Here is a 21657-nt window from a genome sequence, read left to right as displayed (position 1 = left end):
CCCGGCAAGGGCGTGGTCAACAGGGACCTCAGGGGACATTGCAGTGAAACTCACTCGTCGCACGGTCATCGGCGCCGCCTTCGCGGGCGCCACGGTTCTCTCCTCGCTGCTACCGGCGCAGGCGCAAGAGACCATCAAGGTCGGCATCCTGCACTCGCTCTCCGGCACCATGGCGATCTCGGAGACGACGCTGAAGGACGTCATGCTCATGCTCATCGACGAGCAGAACAAGAAGGGCGGCGTGCTCGGCAAGAAGCTGGAGGCGGTGGTGGTCGACCCGGCCTCGAACTGGCCGCTCTTCGCCGAGAAGGCGCGCGAGCTGATCGTCAAGGACAAGGTCGCGGCCGTGTTCGGCTGCTGGACCTCGGTCTCGCGCAAGTCGGTGCTCCCGGTGTTCAAGGAGCTGAACTCGATCCTGTTCTATCCCGTCCAGTACGAGGGCGAGGAGAGCGAGCGCAACGTCTTCTATACCGGCGCCGCGCCGAACCAGCAGGCGATCCCCGCCGTCGACTATCTCGCCAAGGAGGAGAAGGTCGAGCGCTGGGTGCTGGCCGGCACCGACTATGTCTATCCGCGCACGACCAACAAGATCCTCGAGGCGTACCTGAAGTCCAAGGGCGTGAAGTCCGAGGACATCCTGATCAACTACACGCCGTTCGGCCATTCCGACTGGCAGACCATCGTCTCCGACATCAAGAAGTTCGGCACCGCCGGCAAGAAGACCGCGGTGGTCTCGACCATCAATGGCGACGCCAACGTTCCCTTCTACAAGGAGCTCGGCAACCAGGGCATCAAGGCGACCGACATCCCGGTCGTCGCCTTCTCGGTCGGCGAGGAAGAGCTTGCCGGCATCGACACCAAGCCGCTGGTCGGCCATCTCGCCGCCTGGAACTACTTCCAGTCGGTCAAGACGCCGGAGAACGAGGCCTTCATCAAGCAGTGGAAGGCCTTCAAGAAGAACGACAAGGCCGTGACCAACGATCCGATGGAGGCCCATGTCATCGGCTTCGCCATGTGGGTCAAGGCGGTCGAGAAGGCCAAGTCGACCGATCCGGACAAGGTCATCGACGCGCTGCCCGGCATCGAGGCCCCGAACCTGACCGGCGGCGTCTCGAAGATGCTGCCGAACCACCACATCACCAAGCCGGTGCTGATCGGCGAGATCAAGGCCGACGGCCAGTTCGACGTGGTCTCGAAGACCGGCCTCGTCGCCGGCGACGCCTGGTCGAAGGAGCTCGACGGCTCCAAGGACCTGATCGGCGACTGGGTCGAGAAGAAGTGCGGCAACTTCAACGTCAAGACCGGCAAGTGCGCCGGCAGCGGCACCTGAGCTGAAGAGGGGGAAGGGCGGCACGGTCGGAAAGCCCGGCCGCCCTTCGAATTCCATCCCATCCGTCGCGTCCGGAATTCAACCATCTCGGTCGTCCCGGCCGGAGCGAAGCGCAGAGCCGGGACCCATGCCTGATCCTTTCCGACGGAGGTTCAGGCATGGGTCCCGGGTCTCCCTCCGGTCGCCCGGGACGACCCGAACTGAGATCATCGGCATAATGCCTTCTCTCCCTAGCCTCCTGCGCTTGCTGGCCGTCGTCGCGGCTCTCTTTGCCGCGCCTACCACTGCATTCGCGCAGAGCGCAGACGAAGCCTTCGCCCGCCTCAACGCCGACAGCTTCTCGGACACGGCGCGCGCGATTGAGATGCTCGTCCAGAGCGCCCATCCGAACGCGGCAGTCATCATCGAGGCACTGGCCGATGGGCGCCTGCTCGCCGGCGGCGGGACGGTCGCGGTGAAGACCAAGGAAGGTGGCTTTTTCGACGCCAGGACCGGGCAGGCGCTCGCCGCCCCGCCGGCTGGGCTCAACCCGGTCAGGCTCAACAACAATGTCCGCCGGGTGATCCAGGGCGCGCTCGGCGGGCTCGGACTGATCAACCCCGATCCGGCCAAACGCGTCGCGGCCGCCGAGGCTGTGTTCCGGGCGCGCGACGTCTCGGTGCTGCCGGTCCTCGAAGCCGCCATCGCCAAGGAAAGCAACGACCGGGCGCGCCGGGCCCTGCGCGAGGCGCAGGCCGCGATCCTGATCGTCAAGACCGATGCGCCGCCCTTCGACCGGATCGCCGCTGTCGACGTGTTGCGCGAGCGCGGCGACCAGGATGCGCTCGCGACGCTGCGGGCGCTGCCGGGGGATGCCTCGCCGGGCCTGAAAGAGGCGCAGGCGCGCGCCATTTCCGAGATCGAGGGCAAGCTCGCTCTGTGGCGGGCCGGCCAGAACCTCTGGTATGGGCTCTCGCTCGGCTCGGTGCTGCTGCTCGCCGCGATCGGCCTCGCCATCACCTTCGGCGTGATGGGCGTGATCAACATGGCCCATGGCGAGATGGTCATGCTCGGCGCCTACACCACCTTCGTGGTGCAGGAGCTGATCCGGTCGCACGCGCCTTACCTGTTCGACTGGTCACTGGCGATCGCGCTGCCGGCCGCCTTCATCGTCGCCGGCGCCGTCGGCATCGCGATCGAGCGCGGCGTCATCCGCTTCCTCTACGGGCGGCCGCTGGAGACGCTGCTGGCGACCTGGGGCATCAGCCTGATCCTGCAGCAGGCGGTGCGCACCGCCTTCGGGCCGACCAATCGCGAGGTCGGCGCGCCCGCCTTCATGTCCGGTGCCTTCGAGCTCGGGGGCCTCGCCATCACCTGGAACCGGCTCTGGATCATCGTCTTCGCCGGGCTGGTCTTCGCCGCCCTGCTGGCGATCCTCAAGCTGACGCCGATGGGCCTGCAGATGCGTGCCGTCACCCAGAACCGGCGCATGGCCTCGGCGATGGGCATCCGCACCGGCCGGATCGACGCGCTGACCTTTGGACTTGGCTCGGGCGTCGCGGGATTGGCCGGTGTCGCGCTCTCGCAGATCGACAATGTCAGCCCCAATCTCGGCCAGAGCTACATCATCGACAGCTTCATGGTCGTGGTCTTCGGCGGCGTCGGCAATCTCTGGGGCACGCTGATCAGCGCGATGAGCCTCGGCGTCGCCAACAAGCTGCTGGAGCCCTATGCCGGCGCCGTGCTCGGCAAGATCGCGCTGCTCGTCTTCATCATCCTGTTCATCCAGAAGCGCCCGCGCGGCCTGTTCGCGCTGAAGGGCAGGGCGGTGGAAGCATGATCACCCGCTTCCTCCTCTCGAACATGGACAAGCGGGGCTACGCCTTCCTCGCCATCGTCGCGGCGATCGGCCTCCTGGTGCCTCTGGCGAACCTGCTGATCCCGGCCGGCTCGCCCTTCCATGTCTCGACCGCGACCATGTCGCTCTGGGGCAAATACCTCTGTTACGCGCTGCTCGCGATCTCGCTCGACCTGGTCTGGGGCTATTGCGGCATCCTCTCGCTCGGCCACGGCGCCTTCTTCGCGCTCGGCGGCTACGCGATGGGCATGTACCTGATGCGCCAGATCGGCTCGCGCGGCGTCTACGGCAATCCGGTGCTGCCCGACTTCATGGTCTTCCTGAACTGGGGGGAATTGCCCTGGTACTGGTGGGGCTTCTCGTCCTTTCCGTTCGCCATGCTGATGGTGCTGCTGGTGCCGGGCCTGCTCGCCTTCGTCTTCGGCTGGTTCGCTTTCCGCAGCCGCGTCACCGGCGTCTATCTCTCGATCATCACCCAGGCGCTGACCTATGCGCTGCTGCTCGCCTTCTTCCGCAACGACATGGGCTTCGGCGGCAATAACGGCCTGACCGACTTCAAGGACATCCTCGGCTTCAACGTGCAGGCGCAGGGCACGCGCGCGGCGCTGTTCGCGATGACCTGCACGATGCTGATCGCCAGCTTCCTGATCGCGCGAGGCATCGTCACCTCGAAGCTCGGCAAGGTGGTGATCGCGATCCGGGATGCTGAATCGCGCACGCGCTTCCTCGGCTACCGGGTCGACCGCTTCAAGCTCTTCGTCTTCACCGTATCGGCCTGCATGGCTGGCGTCGCCGGGGCACTCTATGTGCCGCAGGTCGGCATCATCAACCCCAGCGAATTCGCCCCGGCCAATTCGATCGAGACCGTGATCTGGGTCGCGGTCGGCGGGCGCGGCTCGCTGGTCGGCGCGGCGCTCGGGGCCGTCGTGGTCAACTGGGCCAAGACGATGTTCACCTCGGGCTTCATGGCACCGTACTGGCTGTTCGCGCTCGGCGCGCTCTTCGTCTTCGTCACGCTGTTCATGCCGAAGGGCATTCTGGGCACCGCGCAGGGCTGGTGGGAGGGCCGCAAGCGGCCCGCGCCCGTGCCGGCGGCCGAACCGGCTCCGGCGGAGTAACCGATATGAACGCTCCCACCCCCGGCGCCCTGACGTCCTCGCTGCTCTATCTCGACGGTGTCAGCGTCTCCTTCGACGGCTTCAAGGCGATCCGCGGCCTGTCGCTGACGATCGAACCCGGCGAGATGCGCGCCATCATCGGCCCGAACGGCGCCGGCAAGACGACGATGATGGACATCATCACCGGCAAGACCCGGCCCGACGAAGGTACGGTGATGTTCGGCGGCTCGGTCGACCTGACCCGGCTCGACGAGGCGGCGATCGCCAATCTCGGCATCGGCCGCAAGTTCCAGAAGCCGACCGTGTTCGACTTCCACACGATCGAGGACAACATCCTCCTCGCGCTGAAATCGAAGCGCACCGTGCTGAAGACGCTGTTCTGGCAGACTGAAGGGCCGCAGCAGAAGCGGATCGACGAGATTCTCGCCATCATCAAGCTGGCCGACAAGCGCGAGAAGCTCGCCGGCTCGCTCTCGCACGGCCAGAAGCAGTGGCTCGAGATCGGCATGCTGCTGGCACAGGATCCCAAGCTCCTGCTCGTCGACGAGCCGGCCGCCGGCATGACCGATGGCGAGACGGCGCAGACCGCGGTGCTGCTCAAGGAGATCGCGCGGGATCACTCGGTCATCGTGGTCGAGCACGACATGGGCTTCATCCGCGAGCTCGGCGTGAAGGTGACGGTGCTGCACGAGGGCTCGGTGCTGGCCGAAGGCCCCCTCGATCAGGTCAGCGCCAATGAGCGCGTGGTCGAAGTCTATCTGGGGCGGTGAGCCGATGTTGAATGTCGAAGCCATCGATCTCCATTACGGCGCCGCCCAGGCGCTCCGCCGCGTCTCGGTCAGCGCCGAGATCGGCAAGGTCACCTGCGTGATGGGCCGCAACGGCGTCGGCAAGACCTCGCTGATGCGCGCCATCGTCGGCCATCAGCCGATCTCGGGCGGGCATATCCGCCTCGATGGCGAGGACATCTCGGCGCTGCGCAGCGAGGACCGCGCCCGTGCCGGCATCGCCTATGTGCCGCAGGGCCGCGAGGTCTTCCCGCTGCTGACGGTGAAGGAAAACCTCGAGACCGGTTTTGCGCCCTTGCCCCGCAAGGAGCGCTTCATCCCGAACGAACTGTTCGACCTATTCCCCGTGCTGAAGTCCATGCTGGGCCGGCGCGGCGGAGACCTCTCGGGTGGCCAGCAGCAGCAGCTCGCGATTGCGCGGGCGCTGGTCACCCGACCCAGGCTGCTGGTGCTGGACGAGCCGACCGAGGGCATCCAGCCCTCGATCATCAAGGATATCGGCCGCGCCATCGACTACCTCCGCCAGAAGGGCGGCATGGCGATCGTGCTGGTCGAGCAGTATTTCGACTTCGCCCGCGACCTCGCCGACACGATGTTCGTGATGGACCGCGGCGAGGTCGTGCTGGCCGGGCCGATGGCGGAGCTCGACGGGGCGCAGGTTCAGCGGTTGATTCAGGTGTAGCGTTGCTCGTCATGCTCGGGCTTGACCCGAGCATCTCAGGCCGGAAGAGGCTCCGGCTGGCGCCTTTCTCGTCAAGAGATTCTCGGGTCTGCGCTTCGCTTCGCCCGAGAATGACGGCGCTCGACCCGCTGATTAAGAGTCAGCTACTCGGTGGCGCCCGTCAAAACTCCAGCGGCGCATTGTCGATGACCTCCTTCATCACGAAGAAGGTGCGGGTCTGGCGCACGCCCGGCAGCGCCAGCAGCGTCTTCGCGTGAAGCTTGTTGAAATCGGCGAGGTCGCGCACCCGGATCTTGAGGAAATAGTCGAAATCACCGGCGACGATGTGGCAGTCGAGCACGACCGGGAGCTGCTTCACCGCCTCCTCGAACAGGCCGAAGCTCTCCGGCGTCGAGCGGTCGAGCACCACGCCGACGATGGCGAGCGTGCCCTTCTCGACCTTATGCGGATCGATCTGCGCGCGCACGCCGGTGACGTAACCCTCGGCGAACAGGCGCTGAATGCGGCGATGGCAGGTGGCCGCGCTGGTGTTCACCCGCTTGGCGATCTCGGCATTGCCCATGCGCCCGTCCGCCTGCAGCAAACGCAGGATTCTGAGGTCGGTCCGGTCGAGTTCTGCCTCCATGAATGATTCTTCCGTTTTGGCTGCCAATGATGTTGCTAAAAGCTATCAGACTTCACTTATTGCGAAAGCGATGAAAAAATCACTGGCTAAATTCGAGAGCACCTTTCAAAGGCTTTTTGCTAGCGTTTGCGGGTCATTCCACGAGGGAAACCCGCCATGCTCGCCAAGTTCGAACGCTATCCGCTGACCTTCGGACCGTCGCCGATCGAGAAGCTCTCGCGCCTGTCCGCCCATCTCGGCGGCGGCGTCGCGCTCTATGCCAAGCGCGAGGACTGCAATTCCGGCCTTGCCTTCGGCGGCAACAAGCTGCGCAAGCTCGAATACATCGTCCCGGATGCGATCGCGTCCGGCGCCGACACGCTGGTCTCGATCGGCGGCGTGCAGTCGAACCATACCCGCATGGTCGCCGCGACCGCCGCCAAGATCGGCATGAAGTGCCGCCTCGTGCAGGAGAGCTGGGTGCCGCATGAGGATGCGGTCTATGATCGGGTCGGCAATATCCTGCTATCGCGGGTGATGGGCGCCCATGTCGAGCTGGTCGACGAGGGCTTCGACATCGGCATCCGCGCGAGCTGGGAAAAGGCGCTGGAGGATGTGAAGGCCAAGGGCGGCAAGCCCTATGCGATCCCGGCCGGCGCCTCCGTGCACAAGTTCGGCGGGCTCGGCTATGTCGGCTTCGCCGAGGAGGTGAGGGCCCAGGAGGAAGAGCTCGGCTTCAAGTTCGATTATATCGTCGTCTGCACGGTCACCGGCTCGACCCATGCCGGCATGGTCGTCGGCTTCGCCAAGGACGGGCGCCAGCGCAACGTCATCGGCATCGACGCCTCGTTTACGCCGGCGCAGACCAGGGCGCAGGTGCTCGACATCGCGCAGAAGACCTCCGAACTCGTCGGCGGCAAGCAGATCACTGCCGACGACATCGTGCTGAACGAGGACTACGCCTATCCGGTCTATGGCGTGCCCTCGAAGGAGACGGTCGAGGCGATCCGCCTGTCGGCCCGGCTCGAAGGCATGATGACCGACCCCGTCTATGAGGGGAAATCGATGCAGGGCATGATCGACCTGGTGAAAAAGGGCTTCTTCCCGGCGGGATCGAAAGTGCTCTACGCCCATCTCGGCGGCGTGCCGGCGATCAACGGCTACAGCTACACCTTCCGCAACGGTTGAGCGCCATGGAGGCACTCGTCCTCTGTGAGGTCGCGGCGGGGCGCGAGGATCTGCGTGAGGCCCTGCTCGCGCGGATCGGCCGGCTCGGCCTCAACGGGCGGGCTAAGCTGAGCTTCGTCGCCCGCGACCGGAACGCGCCCGGCAACACGCTGGTGGCAATCGGCTTCCCAGACGCGGCCAGCGCCGAACGCTTCGCTGCCGAGGCCGTTGGCGACGGGCTGGCTCCGACCGAGGTGAGGCTGCTCGCGATCGAGCCCACCTGGCAGGCCGAGCCGCTGCCGCTGATGTTTCCCTGACAGAGCTCGGCGCTGGCCTTATGGTCTGGCGCCGGCCGCATCCGGCAGAGCGCCGATGACCGTGCCTGCTGTCTTCGGCTTGGTGAGCGGGGCAGGCGTCGGCTGATTGCCGTAATGGATCAGATCCTGTCCGGCATGGATGTCGCTGGCGACCTGGAGGTCGAGGCGTTCGGCGTCGCGGCGGCGGACATCCTCGACGATCTCCGCGGCTTTCTCCTCCGGCACGCCGAGTGCCCGCAGGACCTCGCCGCCGAAGACCATTGCGGATTCGAAGGTCTCGCGGATCTGGTAGTCTACGCCGGCGCGGATCAGGTCCATCGCATGGCCGCGGTCGAAGGCGCGCACGAACAGCTTCGCATGCGGGAACTCGGCCTGCGCCACCCGTACGATCGCATTGGCCGTCTCGCGCTTCTCGACGCAGACCAGGATCGCCTCGGCCTGATGGGCGCCCGAGGCGTGGAGGATGTCGGCGCGGGTGCCGTCGCCATAGTAGACCTTGAAGCCGAAGGTCGCGGCGGCCTGGATCATCTCGACGTCGGTCTCGATCAGCGAGATGCTGCAGCCGCGGGCGAGCAGGGTCTGGCTCGCGACCTGGCCGAAACGTCCGAAGCCGACGACGAGGATGCGGCCCTTCAGCCCCTCGGCATGTTCGACGCCATCGAGCGATTCCTGCTCGGGCGGCATGAAGCGGTCGATGGCGAGCACGACCAGCGGCGTCAGCGCCATCGACAGGATCACGATCGCGCTGGCGATGGCGTTGATGCGCGCATCGAAGATGCCGGCTGCCGCGGCGGCGCTGTAGAGCACGAAGGCGAATTCGCCGCCCTGTGAGAACAGGGCGACGCGGGTGATCGCATTGCGCGTGCGGGTGCGGAACAGTTTGGCGACGATGAAGATGCCGGCCGCCTTGACCAGCATGAAGGCGGCGACGCCCAGCGCCACGACCTGCCATTCCCGGGCGATCAGCTTGAGATCGAGCGACATGCCGACCGCCAGGAAGAACATGCCGAGCAGGAGGCCGCGGAACGGCTCGATATCGGCCTCGAGCTGGTGGCGGAAGGTCGATTCCGACAGAAGCACGCCGGCGAGGAAGGCGCCCATCGCCATCGACAGGCCGCCGAGCTGCATCGCCAGCGCCGAGCCGAGCACGACGAGCAGCGCCGCGCCGGTCATGACCTCGCGGGCCTGGGCGTTGGCGAGCAGCCGGAACATCGGGTTGAGCAGGTATTTGCCGGCGATGACGAGGCCGACGAGCGAGCCGGCGCCGATCAGGAGCGGCATGATCCCGCTGCTTTCGGCCGCTTTCGCGGGCGCAAGCACGGCGACGACGGCGAGCAGCGGCACGATGGCGAGATCTTCGAGCAGCAGGATCGAGACCGCCTGCTGGCCCTGCGGTGTCGAGGCTTCGCCGCGCTCGTTCAGCATCTGCATCACGACCGCGGTAGACGAGAGCACGAAGCCCATGCCGGCGATGAAGGCGGCGGCCGGAGGCAGGCCGGCGAGGATGCCGACGCCGGTCAGCAGCGCGCCGCACAGCCCGACCTGGGCGACGCCGAGGCCGAAGATTTCGCGACGCAGGTTCCAGAGCCGCGACGGCTGCATCTCCAGCCCGATGATGAACAGGAACATGACGACGCCGAACTCGGCGACATGGAGCACGCTCTCAGGGTTGGAAAACAGGCCGATGCCGGAGGGGCCGATGACGAGGCCTCCGGCGAAATAGCCGAGCACCGAGCCGAGCTTCAGCTTGCGGAAGATCGGCACCGCGATGACGCCCGCTCCCAGAAGCCCGACGGCCTGAACCAGATCCTGAGAGAAGCCTTCAGCCGCCATGACGCTCCCTTTGCCTGCCTTCGCTGTGGATATTCGCCACTCATGAAAAAGAAGCGTCAGCCGCGTTTAAGCAAGCTTTCGCCCGGCCGCCAGAGCGTCCGGACAACAGGATGCAGCCAGCGTGCCGGCCGGCCAACGCTTGCCGGCCGGCTTTCATCGGGGCATTTAGCATCGCCAAAGCCGGCTCTCTGCCGGCAGCAGGAGCGTTCGCGATGCAGCTTGGAGTGGTCGGCCTCGGCCGCATGGGAGCCAATATCGTCCGGCGGCTGCTCCGCGCCGGGCACAATTGCGTGGTCTATGACCGCGACCCGAAGCCGGGCGAGGCGCTGGCCAAGGACGGCGCCGTCAATGTCGGCGACCTCAAGGAGATGGTCGAAAAGCTCCAGGCGCCGCGCGCGATCTGGATCATGCTGCCGGCGGGCGAGATCACCGAGACAACGCTCGCCGATCTTGCGGCGATGATGGCGCCGGGCGACACGTTGATCGATGGCGGCAACGCCTTCTGGAAGGACGATGTCCGGCGCGGGCGCGAGCTCGAGGCCAAGGGCCTGCATTATCTGGACATCGGCACCTCCGGCGGCGTGCACGGGCTGGAGCGCGGCTATTGCCTGATGATCGGCGGCGACAAGGCGACCTTCGACCGGCTGGAGCCGATCTTCCAGGCGCTGGCGCCGGGCAAGGGCGGGATCGAGCCGACCAAGCATCGCGAGGGGCGCAACCCGACGGCCGAGCAGGGCTATCTGCATTGCGGCCCGGCCGGCGCCGGCCATTTCGTCAAGATGATCCATAACGGCATCGAATACGGGATGATGCAGGCCTTCGCCGAGGGCTTCGACCTCCTGCGCAACGCCTCGGCCAAGGAGGGCCTGCCGGAGGAGTACGGCTTCGATTTCGACGTCGCCGAGATCGCCGAGGTCTGGCGGCGCGGCTCGGTCGTGACCTCTTGGCTGCTCGACCTCACCGCCGAGGCGCTGGCGGCCGATGAGGAACTCGGCGCCTATTCCGGCCATGTCTCGGATTCGGGCGAGGGGCGCTGGACGGTGCAGGCGGCGATCGAGACCGCGACGCCGGCCGAGGTGCTGACCTCCTCGCTCTACACCCGCTTCCGCTCGCGCAAGGACCACACCTTCGCCGAGAAGATCCTCTCCGCCATGCGCGCCGGCTTCGGCGGCCATGTCGAGCCGAAGAAGCAAGGCTGAGCGAGCATGACCTTTGCCAATGGCGCCGGGAAACCGGCGGTGATCGTCGTGATGGGTGTGGCGAGCTCGGGCAAGACCTCGCTCGGTGAGCGGCTGGCCGAGCGTCTCGGCTGGCCTTTCCGCGATGCGGATTCGTTCCATCCACCCGCGAACGTCGCGAAGATGTCTTCAGGCACTCCGCTGACCGATGAGGACCGCAGGCCCTGGCTCGCGGCGATCGCGGCCTGGATCGATGACCTGCGCGCGACAGGCAAGAACGGTATCGTCACCTGCTCGGCGCTGAAAAAGGCGTATCGCGAGGTGATCGTCGGCGATCGCCCGGACGTCGCGCTGGTCTATCTCAAGGGCTCGCGCGAGCTGATCGGCCAGCGCATGGCGGCGCGCCAGCACCATTTCATGCCGCCCGCGCTGCTCGACAGCCAGTTCGCCACGTTGCAGGAGCCGGGCGCCGACGAGAACCCGCTCGTCGTCCAGGTCGAGGCGAGCAAGGAGGCGATCGTCGAGCAGGTCGTGCGCGAGCTTCGGCTGAGCTGAGGGAGCAACCCGTCATGCTCGCCCTTGTGGCGAGCATCCACGTCTTGAACACCGCACGCGATTGCTGAAGCGAAGGCGTGGATGGTCGGGACAAGCCCGACCATGACGAAAGCCGGTGCCTTTGCCCACCCAGCAGAATTCCGCCCGGCGCGGGCCGCAACGCAGCTCCTAGTTTCAACCGATTGAAAAAAGGCCGCAATCAGCGCATTGCTTGGAGGAGGCGGGGGAGCCGCCGATCCCAAGGTATCATCATGCTCGACAAAGTCGTTCCGCCGCGCACGCTCAAGCTCAACGCCGCCGACAATGTTGCGGTCGCCGTCGATCCGATCGATGTCGGTGTCAGTGCTGCCGGGGTCACCGCGCTGAAGCGCATCCCGCGCGGTCACAAGATCGCGCTGACCCGGATCGCCAAGGACGAGCCGATCCGCAAGTTCGGCCAGATCATCGGCTTCGCCACGGACGACATCCCGCCGGGCGAATGGGTGCACGAGCACAATACCGGCTTCCACGCCTTCGAGCGCGACTATGCCTATGCCGCCGAGGCCAAGCAGGAGCTGATCCTGCCGGTCGAGCAGCAGGCGACCTTCCAGGGCTTCCGCCGCAAGGACGGCCGGGCCGGCACGCGCAATTATGTCGGCATCCTCACCTCGGTGAACTGTTCGGCCTCGGCCGCGCGCTTCATGGCCGAGGAGGTCAAGCGCTCCGGCATCCTCGCCGATTATCCCAATGTCGACGGGGTGATCGCGCTGACCCACGGCACCGGTTGCGGCATCGATTACAATGGCGAGAGCTTCGAGGTCTTGAAGCGCACGACCTGGGGCTATGCCTGCAATCCGAACATGGCGGCGGTGCTGGTCGTCGGCCTCGGCTGCGAGGGCTTCCAGATCAAGCGGATGAAGGAAGCCTATGGCGTCGAGGAGAGCGACATCTTCCGCACCATGACGATCCAGGAGACCGGCGGCACCAAGAAGAGCGTCGCGGCCGGCGTCGAGGCGCTGAAGACAATGCTGCCGATCGCCAACCGGGTGTCGCGCGAGACGGTGCCGGCCTCCGAATTGATGCTGGCGCTGCAATGCGGCGGCTCGGACGGCTATTCCGGCATCACCGCCAATCCGGCGCTGGGCGCCGCCGTCGACATCCTTGTTGAGCATGGCGGCACCGCGATCCTCTCCGAGACGCCGGAGATTTACGGCGCCGAGCACCTGCTCACCCGCCGCGCCGCCACCCGCGAGGTCGGCGAGAAGCTCGTCGGCATCATCAAGTGGTGGGAGGACTATACCGAGCGCGCCCGGATGAGCATGAACAACAACCCGTCGCCGGGTAACAAGGCGGGCGGGCTCACCACCATCCTGGAAAAGTCGCTCGGCGCGGCCGCCAAGGGCGGCACAAAGACGCTCTCGGCCGTCTACCACTATGCCGAGCCGGTGCGCGACAAGGGCTTCGTCTACATGGACACGCCCGGCTACGACCCGGTCGCTGCGACCGGCCAGGTCGCTGGCGGCGCCAACATCCTCGCCTTCACGACCGGCCGCGGCTCGGCCTATGGCTGCAAGCCGACGCCCTCGGTCAAGCTCGCCACCAACACGCCGATCTACGAGAAGATGATCGACGACATGGACATCAATTGCGGCGACGTGCTCGACGGCGTGAGCCTGGAGGAGAAGGGCCGCGAGATCTTCGAGACGCTGCTCAAGATCGCCTCGGGCGAGCGCTCGAAGTCCGAGCAGCTCGGCTATGGCGACGCCGAGTTCGTGCCCTGGCAGATCGGCGCGACGATGTGAGGAGCCTTCGGGCGCAACGGACACCTTCCTCGTCATGGTCGGGCTTGTCCCGACCATCCATGTCTTTGCTGGTCGAGCGGGTGTTCAAGACGTGGATGCTCGCCACAAGGGCGAGCATGACGCCTCAGACTGCGCCCACCAACCTGAGCCGCGTACCCCACGGATCGGTGCTCTCGAAGCCGCGGGCCACCGTCGTCGGCGTATAGCCGGCTCTCGCCATGCGCTCGCGCTGCGCGGCAAGCAGAGCGGGATCGGCGACCTCCAGCGAGAACCAGTCGAGGCCGGTCTGGGCCTGGTCGCGCGGCCCGGCGCCGGCGCTGTTCCAGGTGTTGAGCGCGACATGGTGATGATAGCGGCCGGATGAGAGGAAGCTCGCCGTGTCGCGCCGCGAGGTCGAATCGAGGCCGATCGCGTCGCGGTAGAAGCTCTCCGACTGCGCGATGTCACCGACGCGCAGATGCATATGACCGATGCGCAGTCCGGCCGGCGCCTCGCGATAATCGCTGCGGCTGGTGTCGGTGAGGCTCAGAATCCCGTCGACGTCGAGCCGGTGCGTGCCCATGACGACGCGCTCGCCCTCCCAGCGCCAGAGTCGTGGATCGCGATCGGCATAGACCTCGATGCCGTTGCCCTCCGGATCGTCGAGATAGACCGCTTCGCTGACGCTGTGATCGGCAAAGCCGGTGAGCGGCGTCTGGTTGCGCGCGACATGGACGAGCCAGCGGGCGAGATCGTGCCGCGACGGCATCAGGAAAGCGGTGTGAAACAGGCCGGCGGCATTGCGCGGTTCGAAAGCAGCCTGCGGCCGCGGTTCCAGCCAGACCAGCGGCACGCCGCCGGCACCGAGGATGACGCCATCGGCGCTGGCCGAGATGACGCTAAGCCCAAGCACCGACTGGTAGTAGCGGCTCATCCGGTCGAGATCGCGCACGCGCAGGCCGATCGCGCCGCAGCGGATCGGCGCGCTGCCGGCAAGGCCCGGTTCCGAGCCTGTGCCGGCCGGCGCCGGTCCCTCCGCCTGCGCGGCTGCAGCCGCCGCCATGGCGAGAGAAGTGGTCCCGGCGAGCCGCAGCAGGGTCCGTCTCGTCAATGCGATCGTCATCGTCACCTGTTCCGGTCGCGGCGCATTGCCGCTGCGGCCGTGCAGAGCATTCTTCGCGTCAGCACGCATGTCACAAGCGCGCGAGGGGCAAAACCCGCTCAGGCGGGCGCAATGCAGCCGCGCCGGCTTCGCCCGGCGCTTCAACCGACAAGAAGACGGACTATGCGCAACTTTCTGATGGTCACCTTGCCCCGTATCGCCCTCGGCCTGCTCTTCATCGTCAGTGCGGTCGACGGTTTCTGGTTCCTCGCGACCGGCACGCACCTGATCCACCCGCCGGTGACGGAGCAGGGCCGCGCCTGGGAAACCTCGCTCCAGGAGGCGAAATTCTTTCTGCCGCTGCTGAAGAGCGTGAACCTCGTCGGCGGCCTGCTGTTGCTGTTCAATCTGGCGCCGGCGCTGGGCCTCGCCTTGATCGCACCGGTGATGACGGTGATCGTGCTGTTCCATGCCGAGCTCAACCCGCAGGGCATTCCGGTGGCGGCGATCGTCGCGGTCTGCGGCGCGCTTCTCGCCTTCGCCTATCGCGAGCGCTACGCGGCGCTGCTGCGCTGAGGTCGTCTCAGAGCGCAAAGCCCTTCAGCCGCTCGCCGAGCGCTGCGATGCGCTCGGCCGCGACATTGGCGATGGCGATGCGCAAATGCTGCTCCTGCCCAGGGCCGAAATAGGGGCCGGGCAAAGCGAGCACGCCGCGTTCCTGCACCAGCCGGCGGACGACCTCCGCCGCCGGCACGCCCTCGAAGGGATGCGCGACATAGGCGAAATAGGCGCCGGCGGCGAGCACGGTCCAGCCATTCAGCGGCGCGATCGCCTGGCGGAAGAGCGCGGCGCGGGAATTCATCTCGGCGCGGTTGGCCTGCCGCCAGGCGCGGATGCCGTCGATGCCCCAGGCGACGGCGCTCTGGCCGGCGCGGACCGGGCTGATCTGGACGCAGTCGAGCACCTTGCCGATCTGGGCGAGCGCGGTCTCGCCGGCGGTGATCGCGCCGAGCCGCCAGCCGGGCACGGCATAGGCCTTGGAGAAGCTGTAGAGGCCGATCAGCGAATCCTGCCAGTCGCTTGCGGCGAAGAGCTCATGTGGGCGATCCGAGCCTTCGGGCAGGAAGTCGCGATAGGTCTCGTCGAGGACCAGCCAGATTTTCCGCCTGCGGCAGAGCGCGGCGAAGGCGGCGATGGTCGCGGGCGGATAGACGGCACCGGTCGGATTGTTCGGCGTCACCAGGACAATGGCGCGGGTTCGTTCGTCGATCAGCGCCTCTGCGACCTCGGCATCCGGCACGAAGCCGGCTTGCGGATCGCAGGGCAGCGGGCGCGGCTCGACGCCGAGCATGTTCAGCGTCATCTCATGGTTGAAGTACCAGGGCGTTGGCAGCAGCACATTGTCGCCGGCCCGCGCCAGCGCCATCATTACCGTGACATAGGCCTGGTTGCAGCCGGCGGTGATCGCGATCTCCTGCGGCCGGATCGTACCGCCATAAAACGTGCTGCTCTCGGCGGCATAGGCCTCGCGCAGGATGTCGTCGCCGGCGATCGGGCCGTAGCGCGTGCTCTCGGGCGCGGCTGCGGCCTCGGCGAGGCGCTCGAGAAGGGCCGCGGGCGGCGGCGAGCCGGGTACGGCCTGCGACAGGTCGATCAGCGGCCCGCTGCCACCGGCATAGCCGCGGGCCCAGGCCTTGGCCTCTGGGATCGGCGGGGTCGCGGTGTCGATGAGATCGGGATTGAGCGGGGCGGGAGAGGGCGCAGGCATGGCTGAGCTTTGCGGCGCGTTTCTCGCTACGTCAACGCCTGTGCCGGCAGGGCTGGAGCGCGGCGCCGGCAGCCCCCATATTCGAACCTAAACAATGCGAGGCTGACGGCATGGACGAGACGACACAGGACGCGATCGAGGAACTGCACGCCATGCTCGACCGCGCCCGGGTGATCGTGCCGTTCACCGGGGCGGGGATTTCGACCGAATCGGGCGTGCCGGATTTCCGTTCGCCCGGCTCGCCCTGGATGACCAACAAGCCGATCCCGTTCGAAGCCTTCCTCGCCAGCCGCGAGGCGCGGATCGAGGCCTGGCGGCGCAAATTCGTGATGGACGACCATTATCGCGACGCGCGGCCCAATCGCGGCCACCGGGCGCTGGCGACCTTGGTGGCGGAAGGGCGCTCGCCCGGCGTGATCACGCAGAACATTGACGGGTTGCACCAGGCCTCCGGCATCGCCGAGGACGGCGTGATCGAGCTGCACGGCAACGGCACCTATGCGACCTGCCTGAGCTGCGGCTGGCGGCACGAGCTTTCGGCGATCCGGGCCGAATTCGAGGCGAGCGGCGAGCCGGCGTCCTGCATGATGTGCGCCGGGATCGTGAAGACGGCGACGATCTCCTTCGGCCAGCAGATGCCGCAGCAACCGATGCTGCGGGCGCATGAGCTGACGATGTCTGCCGATCTGTATCTCGTCGCCGGTTCCTCGCTCGTCGTCTTCCCGGCCGCGACCTTCCCGGTGATCGCCAAGCGCAACGGCGCCAAGCTCGTCATCCTCAACCGCGAGGCGACCGATCTCGATCCGATCGCCGATCTCGTCGTGCGCAGCGAGATCGGCCCGGCCTTGGCGCGGCTGGCGAACTGATGACGGCCGCCGTTCCTTGAGCAAGACGGGATAAGCGCGGGAGCCCTCTCCCGGCGCGGGGGAGGGTTGGGAGGGGGCAGAGCCGATGCTGGTCAGATGTGGCGCCGGCCCCTCTCCCTCTCTCCCTCGTTCCGGGATAGAGAGAGGCGGCTCATCCGGCCGCGTCAGGGAAGATGGCGCCTCGCGGGCCTTGGCACGAAAGGTCTCACTAATCGCGCGAGGCGAAGGCGAGGCGCAGCGCAAGTCCGCCGAAGACGACGCCGAGGATGCGCTGCGGCCAGAGCGCCAGATGCGGGCGGCTGGCGATGGCGCGGCCGAGACGGCTCGCCGTCACGATGACGATGCCGTTGGCGATCAACCCCACAAAGTTGAGGATCGAGGCCAGCACCACGACCTGCAGCAGCAGCGAGCCGGCCTCAGGCTTCAGGAACTGCGGCAGCAGCGCCAGCATGAACAGCGCCATCTTCGGGTTGAGCAGATTGGTCAGCAGGCCCTGCAGGAAGATCTGGCTCAGCGGGAAACGCGCCGCATCGGCCGTCGGCGCGAACAGTGTCGCGGGCGAGCGTAGGGTTTTCCAGGCGAGCCAGGCGAGATAGGCGGCGCCGGCCCAGCGCAGCGCGTCATAGGCGGCCGGCACGAGCAGGAAGAGCTGCGACAGGCCATAGGCTGCAGCAAGCGCCTGGAGATAGCTGCCGGTGGCGATGCCGGCATAGGTCGTGAAGCCGGCGGCGCGGCCCTGGCTCATGCTGCGCGAGGCGATCAACAGCATGTCCGGTCCCGGCGTCGCGGTCAGCACGGCGCAGGCGGCAGTGAACAGGGCGAGCGTGGTGACATCGAGCATGGCGGGGTCCTTCAGGCCAGCGGCTTGGCGAAGCGGGCAAAGGCGTCCCCGGTCGGCGTGGTGCCGGCGCCGGGCTGCTGCGGGCGCAGAAAGCAGCCGTCGGCGACATTGGCCGGTTCCACGAAGGCGTCCTTGATCCAGGGAATGTATTCGAGCACCGGCGTCGCTGGATGCCAGTAGGCGAGATGGACATGGACCTGGCTCATCTCGCCGGCATGGGGCGCCACCGGCAGGCGATGGGCCAGCGCCAGCTCCGCCACCTGGATGTACTCGGTGATGCCGCCGAGGCGGGTGACGTCAGGCTGGACATAGTGGATCGCGCCGGCCTGGACGAAGGCGCGGAAGGCATCGAGCGTATAGAGCTGCTCGCCGAGCGCGACCGGGATCGCGGTCGAGCGGGCGAGCTCGGCATGCGAGCCTATATCGTCGTACCAGAGCGGTTCCTCGAACCAGAAGATGTCGAGACCCTCGGCGCGGGCGCAGAAGCGCTTGCAGGTCGGCAGGTCCCATTTGCCGTTGCCGTCGATCGCCATGGTGACATGGTCGCCCACGGCGCGGCGCACCGCTTCGAGGCGGCCGATATCGGTCATCGGGTCGGCATGGCCGACCTTGATCTTGATCCGGTGGAAGCCGTCGCGCTCGACCGCCATGCGGGCGCCCTCGACGAGCTCGTCCTTCGGGATCGAGAGCCAGCCGATATCGGTGTTGTAGGCTTCCAGTTTCGATTTGCTGGCGCCACCGAGCAGATGCCAGAGCGGCAGGCCCGCCTTCTTGGCCTTGAGATCCCAGAGCGCGACGTCGACGGCGGCGAGCGCAAGCTGGGTGATGCCGGCGCGGCCGACCCATTGCAGCGCCGGGTGGCGGGCGAGCTTGAGCCAGAGCCGCGAATGCTCGGACGCGTCCTCGCCGACGAGCAGCGGCGCGTAGCAGTCGCGGATGCAGGCGGTGATCAGCCGGTCGGATGCAAGGTCGGCATGGGTGCCGGTGAAGCCATAGCCGGTGAGCCCGTCCTCGCTGACGATCTTCGTGCCGACCACGCCCCAATGGCTGATCCGATGGGTCGAGTCGGCGATCGAGCCGCCGGTGACCGGGATGTGCAGGATGAAGGGCTCGACGCGGGTGATGCGCATGGCAGCTCTCCGAAGCGCTGTGCCGAAACACTCTTGCCGGGGATCATCGACCTGATGCGCAAGAGCGACAAGGCGCAGCTTTCATCGGCCTTAACGCGCCTTGCGCATGCTCGATGATGTGGATGAGCCGGAAGCGGCTGTTTCCCGACTCCGCCAGGGTGCTATCGTCACGTCACGAATCACGTTTCGCGGCGGAGATGAGCGGGACATGTCCGACGAATACGGCGACGGAGGCAGGCCACCGGTCGGCCCGCTGCAATCGCTCAACCGGATCGTGCGTCTGGACGGGCCTGAGACGGTTGCCGAGCAGGTGGTCGAGATCATCGGCCACGTCAAATGGTTCGATGTGAGCAAAGGCTACGGCTTCGTGGTGCCACAGGATGGCGGCAGCGATGTCCTGGTCCATGTCACCACTCTCAAGCGCGACGGCTTCCATGCCATCGCCGAGGGCGCGCGCATCGTGCTCGAGGCGGTTGCCAAGGCGCGGGGTCGCCAGGCCACCCGCGTGCTCTCGATCGACACCTCCGCCGCGCGCCACCCGGCCGAGATGCCGATGCCGCGCACCAATGCGACGGTGACGCCGACCAGCGGGCTGGAGCGCATGGTGGTGAAGTGGTTCAACCGCCTGCGCGGCTTCGGCTTCGTCTCGGCGGGCGAGGGCGCGCCCGACATCTTCGTCCATATGGAGACGCTGCGCCGCTACGGCATCGTCGAGCTGATCCCGGGGCAGACCGTGCTGGTGCGCTATGGGCCGGGACCGAAGGGACTGATGGCGGCCGAAGTCCGCTTCGAGCAGGGTGGACCTCTCAGCTCGCATTGAGGAGAACATTCTCGGGAAAGGCGCCTTCGGGCGCCTTTTTGCATTGTGCCGCTGATATTTGCGTGAGGCAGCTGAGGTAATTTACGGTATAGATCGTGAATTGCGGATTTTGCCGTTGAGTTGTGCGTGATGCCTATTATAGAGGCGACCCAGGACTGATATCGGGGCGCGTCCCGTACGATCGGATGGTCGGCAGGGCATGCTCCGGAGAGCCTGCCGTGAAGCTGTTCCAACCGATCCTCGCCGGCGCGACGCCAACCGAACGGATTGTCGCCTGTGCCGGCGTTTTCGCCGCGATCGCGCTCACCGCGGCGGCCGGATATGTGTTTCCGACGCCTTCGCCACTGGTGGTGGCGCCGATCGGCGCGTCGGCTGTGCTGGTCTTCGTCGTGCCGGCCAGCCCATTGGCGCAGCCTTGGCCGGTCATCGGCGGCAATGTGATCTCGGCCCTGGTCGGCCTGGCGGTCGGCTGGGCCGTGCCGGACCTGACCATCGCGGCGGCGCTCGCCGTCGTGCTCGCCATCGCGATCATGTCGCTGACGCGCTCGCTGCACCCGCCGGGCGGCGCGGTGGCGCTCACGGCCGTGCTCGGCGTCGCCTTCCACGCCCTGGTGCGCCGCAGCTATCCCCATCGTCCGCCGCAGATCGGTACTGTCGCCCCGCAAGCGGCGTTGCCGGCGATGTTCAGCGCGCCCGATATCGACGAGGCGCTGGCGCAAATGGGCGAGTCCTTCGACATCGCCCGCGAGGACCTCGACCGGCTGCTGCAATATGCCGAGGCGAGCGCGATGCGCCGGCAAGCCCGGAGCTCGTGACCTCGGCCATTTCTGAACCGAAACGGCGAATTTGAGCGAATCGGCTTCACCTGACCTCAAGGAACCTCAGGCTAGGGTGTCTTCGTTATGAGGAGATGCCGATTGCCGTGCTGCTGATCACCGATCGTCCGGAAGAGAGCCAGAAGCTCGAGCGACTGCTGTCGCTCTGGGGGCCTTGCGACGTCGTCGACCTGAACTGCCCGACGAAGGCCGGTGCGGCGCCGAACCGGCTGCTCATCAGCGACGTCGATCTGTCCAGCCGCGTCGCGGTCGAAGCTGTCCGCGATCGGCTGGCCAGTTTCAGGCGCAAAGGCACGCCCTATCTCTGCCTGTTGCGCGACCAGTCACCGCGGCTCACGACGCAGGCGAACGCGATCGGCGCGAGCGCTGTCCTGTCTGCCGATCTGCCGACCAAGGCGCTGCTCGACGAGATCGGCCGCATCCTCGCCCCGCAGGACGCGACGCCGGTGCAACGGCATTTCTTTGCCGCCTCCGCAGCGATGGCCGACATGCTCTTCGCCGCCAGCGAAGGCCGGGCGCTGCCGGTGGCTGCGATCGAGAGCAGCGTCGAGGCGATCAACCGCGCTGTCAACGACCGCGATCTCGACGCCTGGCTCGACCTGGTCTGGAGCCATGACGACGCGACCTATCAGCATTGTCTTCTGGTCGCCGGTCTCGCGGCGGCCTTCGCCCATGCGCTCGGCTTTCCCGAAGCCGCCCGCAAGCTGGTCACCAGTGCCGCCGTCCTGCACGACATCGGCAAGGCACGCGTGCCCCTTTCGATCCTGCACAAGCCCGGCAGGCTGACCGATGAGGAGCTGGCGATCGTGCGCGAGCATCCGCAGATCGGCTATGAGATGCTGCTGCGGCAGGGCAGTTTCGCCGGTGAAATCGTCGAGGCGGCGCGCAGCCACCATGAATATCTCGATGGTTCGGGCTATCCGCAGGGGCTGAAAGCCAGTGAGATATCGGATGTCGTCCGGATGATCACGATCTGCGACATCTATGCGGCGCTGATCGAGCGGCGTTCCTACAAGACGCCGATGGAGCCGGAACAGGCTTATGCCATGCTGGCCGGCATGGGCGCCAAGCTCGACGCCGACCTGCTGCGCGCGTTCAGGGCCGTGGTGCTGCCGGGCTGACGCC

The 21657-nt window shown here is 66.8% G+C and carries 21 protein-coding genes; 15 read left to right on the top strand and 6 right to left on the bottom strand.

The features are described from left to right. The first annotated feature begins 67 nt into the window (after nt 1-67). The 5 genes from urtA to urtE all read left to right on the top strand — a co-directional run bounded on the left by urtA (nt 68) and on the right by urtE (nt 5755). A complete protein-coding gene (urtA, locus tag BMZ69_RS24825) occupies nt 68-1330 on the top strand; it encodes an urea ABC transporter substrate-binding protein (protein ID WP_244543532.1) in 1263 nt (420 codons plus the stop codon). A 217-nt stretch (nt 1331-1547) separates the two neighbouring features. Further along, on the top strand, nt 1548-3149 hold the full coding sequence (gene urtB / locus BMZ69_RS24820; RefSeq protein ID WP_175506962.1) for an urea ABC transporter permease subunit UrtB: 1602 nt from the start codon (nt 1548-1550) through the stop codon (nt 3147-3149). Then, nucleotides 3146-4285, top strand: coding sequence for an urea ABC transporter permease subunit UrtC (urtC, locus tag BMZ69_RS24815; RefSeq protein WP_092161903.1), 1140 nt, complete (start codon nt 3146-3148; stop codon nt 4283-4285). The genes urtB and urtC overlap by 4 nt, the downstream gene beginning before the upstream one ends. A gap of 5 nt (nt 4286-4290) precedes the next feature. Next, nucleotides 4291-5055 carry an urea ABC transporter ATP-binding protein UrtD gene (gene urtD / locus BMZ69_RS24810; RefSeq protein ID WP_092161902.1) on the top strand — a complete coding sequence of 255 codons (765 nt, stop codon included), beginning with the start codon at nt 4291-4293 and terminating at the stop codon, nt 5053-5055. A 4-nt stretch (nt 5056-5059) separates the two neighbouring features. After that, nucleotides 5060-5755 carry an urea ABC transporter ATP-binding subunit UrtE gene (gene urtE / locus BMZ69_RS24805; protein ID WP_092161900.1) on the top strand — a complete coding sequence of 232 codons (696 nt, stop codon included), beginning with the start codon at nt 5060-5062 and terminating at the stop codon, nt 5753-5755. A 160-nt stretch (nt 5756-5915) separates the two neighbouring features. On the opposite strand, the gene BMZ69_RS24800 is transcribed toward urtE, so the two are convergent. Further along, nucleotides 5916-6380 carry an Lrp/AsnC family transcriptional regulator gene (locus BMZ69_RS24800; protein WP_092161895.1) on the bottom strand — a complete coding sequence of 155 codons (465 nt, stop codon included), beginning with the start codon at nt 6378-6380 and terminating at the stop codon, nt 5916-5918. Nucleotides 6381-6536: 156 nt separating this feature from the next. On the opposite strand from BMZ69_RS24800, the gene BMZ69_RS24795 reads away from it, so the two are divergent. Continuing rightward, entirely contained in the window at nt 6537-7547 is a 1011-nt protein-coding gene (locus BMZ69_RS24795) for a 1-aminocyclopropane-1-carboxylate deaminase (protein WP_092161892.1), read from the top strand. A 5-nt stretch (nt 7548-7552) separates the two neighbouring features. After that, entirely contained in the window at nt 7553-7843 is a 291-nt protein-coding gene (locus BMZ69_RS24790) for a hypothetical protein (protein WP_092161889.1), read from the top strand. 18 nt (nt 7844-7861) lie between these two features. On the opposite strand, the gene BMZ69_RS24785 is transcribed toward BMZ69_RS24790, so the two are convergent. Beyond that, nucleotides 7862-9676 carry a monovalent cation:proton antiporter-2 (CPA2) family protein gene (locus BMZ69_RS24785; RefSeq protein WP_092161887.1) on the bottom strand — a complete coding sequence of 605 codons (1815 nt, stop codon included), beginning with the start codon at nt 9674-9676 and terminating at the stop codon, nt 7862-7864. A gap of 212 nt (nt 9677-9888) precedes the next feature. Here BMZ69_RS24785 and gnd point away from each other — a divergent pair, with 212 nt between their 5' ends. The 3 genes from gnd to BMZ69_RS24770 all read left to right on the top strand — a co-directional run bounded on the left by gnd (nt 9889) and on the right by BMZ69_RS24770 (nt 13190). After that, entirely contained in the window at nt 9889-10875 is a 987-nt protein-coding gene (gnd, locus tag BMZ69_RS24780; RefSeq protein WP_092161885.1) for a phosphogluconate dehydrogenase (NAD(+)-dependent, decarboxylating), read from the top strand. A 6-nt stretch (nt 10876-10881) separates the two neighbouring features. Continuing rightward, nucleotides 10882-11409 (top strand): gluconokinase, encoded by a 528-nt coding sequence (locus tag BMZ69_RS24775; RefSeq protein WP_244543526.1) that lies wholly within the window; start codon nt 10882-10884, stop codon nt 11407-11409. 251 nt (nt 11410-11660) lie between these two features. Then, on the top strand, nt 11661-13190 hold the full coding sequence (locus BMZ69_RS24770; protein ID WP_092161883.1) for a UxaA family hydrolase: 1530 nt from the start codon (nt 11661-11663) through the stop codon (nt 13188-13190). 124 nt (nt 13191-13314) lie between these two features. On the opposite strand, the gene BMZ69_RS24765 is transcribed toward BMZ69_RS24770, so the two are convergent. Then, entirely contained in the window at nt 13315-14292 is a 978-nt protein-coding gene (locus BMZ69_RS24765; protein ID WP_092161977.1) for a VOC family protein, read from the bottom strand. Nucleotides 14293-14454: 162 nt separating this feature from the next. Here BMZ69_RS24765 and BMZ69_RS24760 point away from each other — a divergent pair, with 162 nt between their 5' ends. Further along, nucleotides 14455-14847 (top strand): hypothetical protein, encoded by a 393-nt coding sequence (locus tag BMZ69_RS24760; protein WP_092161882.1) that lies wholly within the window; start codon nt 14455-14457, stop codon nt 14845-14847. Between the two features lie 7 nt (nt 14848-14854). Here BMZ69_RS24760 and BMZ69_RS24755 read toward each other — a convergent pair whose 3' ends face one another. Further along, nucleotides 14855-16039: an aminotransferase gene (locus tag BMZ69_RS24755; RefSeq protein WP_092161881.1), complete on the bottom strand. Its 1185-nt coding sequence runs from the start codon at nt 16037-16039 to the stop codon at nt 14855-14857. Nucleotides 16040-16149: 110 nt separating this feature from the next. Between BMZ69_RS24755 and BMZ69_RS24750 the strand changes: the two genes are divergently transcribed. Further along, nucleotides 16150-16905 carry an SIR2 family NAD-dependent protein deacylase gene (locus tag BMZ69_RS24750; protein WP_244543525.1) on the top strand — a complete coding sequence of 252 codons (756 nt, stop codon included), beginning with the start codon at nt 16150-16152 and terminating at the stop codon, nt 16903-16905. 208 nt (nt 16906-17113) lie between these two features. Here BMZ69_RS24750 and BMZ69_RS24745 read toward each other — a convergent pair whose 3' ends face one another. Both BMZ69_RS24745 and BMZ69_RS24740 read right to left on the bottom strand, forming a co-directional pair. Continuing rightward, nucleotides 17114-17746: a LysE family translocator gene (locus BMZ69_RS24745; RefSeq protein WP_092161879.1), complete on the bottom strand. Its 633-nt coding sequence runs from the start codon at nt 17744-17746 to the stop codon at nt 17114-17116. 11 nt (nt 17747-17757) lie between these two features. Beyond that, on the bottom strand, nt 17758-18876 hold the full coding sequence (locus BMZ69_RS24740; RefSeq protein WP_092161877.1) for a mandelate racemase/muconate lactonizing enzyme family protein: 1119 nt from the start codon (nt 18874-18876) through the stop codon (nt 17758-17760). A gap of 208 nt (nt 18877-19084) precedes the next feature. Here BMZ69_RS24740 and BMZ69_RS24735 point away from each other — a divergent pair, with 208 nt between their 5' ends. The 3 genes from BMZ69_RS24735 (at nt 19085) to BMZ69_RS24725 (ending at nt 21653) form a co-directional block, all read left to right on the top strand. Continuing rightward, nucleotides 19085-19696 (top strand): cold-shock protein, encoded by a 612-nt coding sequence (locus tag BMZ69_RS24735; RefSeq protein ID WP_092161875.1) that lies wholly within the window; start codon nt 19085-19087, stop codon nt 19694-19696. A gap of 218 nt (nt 19697-19914) precedes the next feature. Beyond that, nucleotides 19915-20511, top strand: a complete 597-nt coding sequence (locus tag BMZ69_RS24730; RefSeq protein ID WP_244543524.1) for an HPP family protein — start codon at nt 19915-19917, stop codon at nt 20509-20511. A gap of 107 nt (nt 20512-20618) precedes the next feature. Then, nucleotides 20619-21653 carry an HD-GYP domain-containing protein gene (locus BMZ69_RS24725; RefSeq protein WP_175506961.1) on the top strand — a complete coding sequence of 345 codons (1035 nt, stop codon included), beginning with the start codon at nt 20619-20621 and terminating at the stop codon, nt 21651-21653. Nucleotides 21654-21657 lie beyond the last annotated feature (4 nt).

Source organism: Allobosea sp. CRIB-10 (assembly GCF_900112185.1).
Lineage (GTDB): Bacteria > Pseudomonadota > Alphaproteobacteria > Rhizobiales > Beijerinckiaceae > Allobosea.
This window is presented reverse-complemented; position numbering and strand designations above follow the sequence as displayed.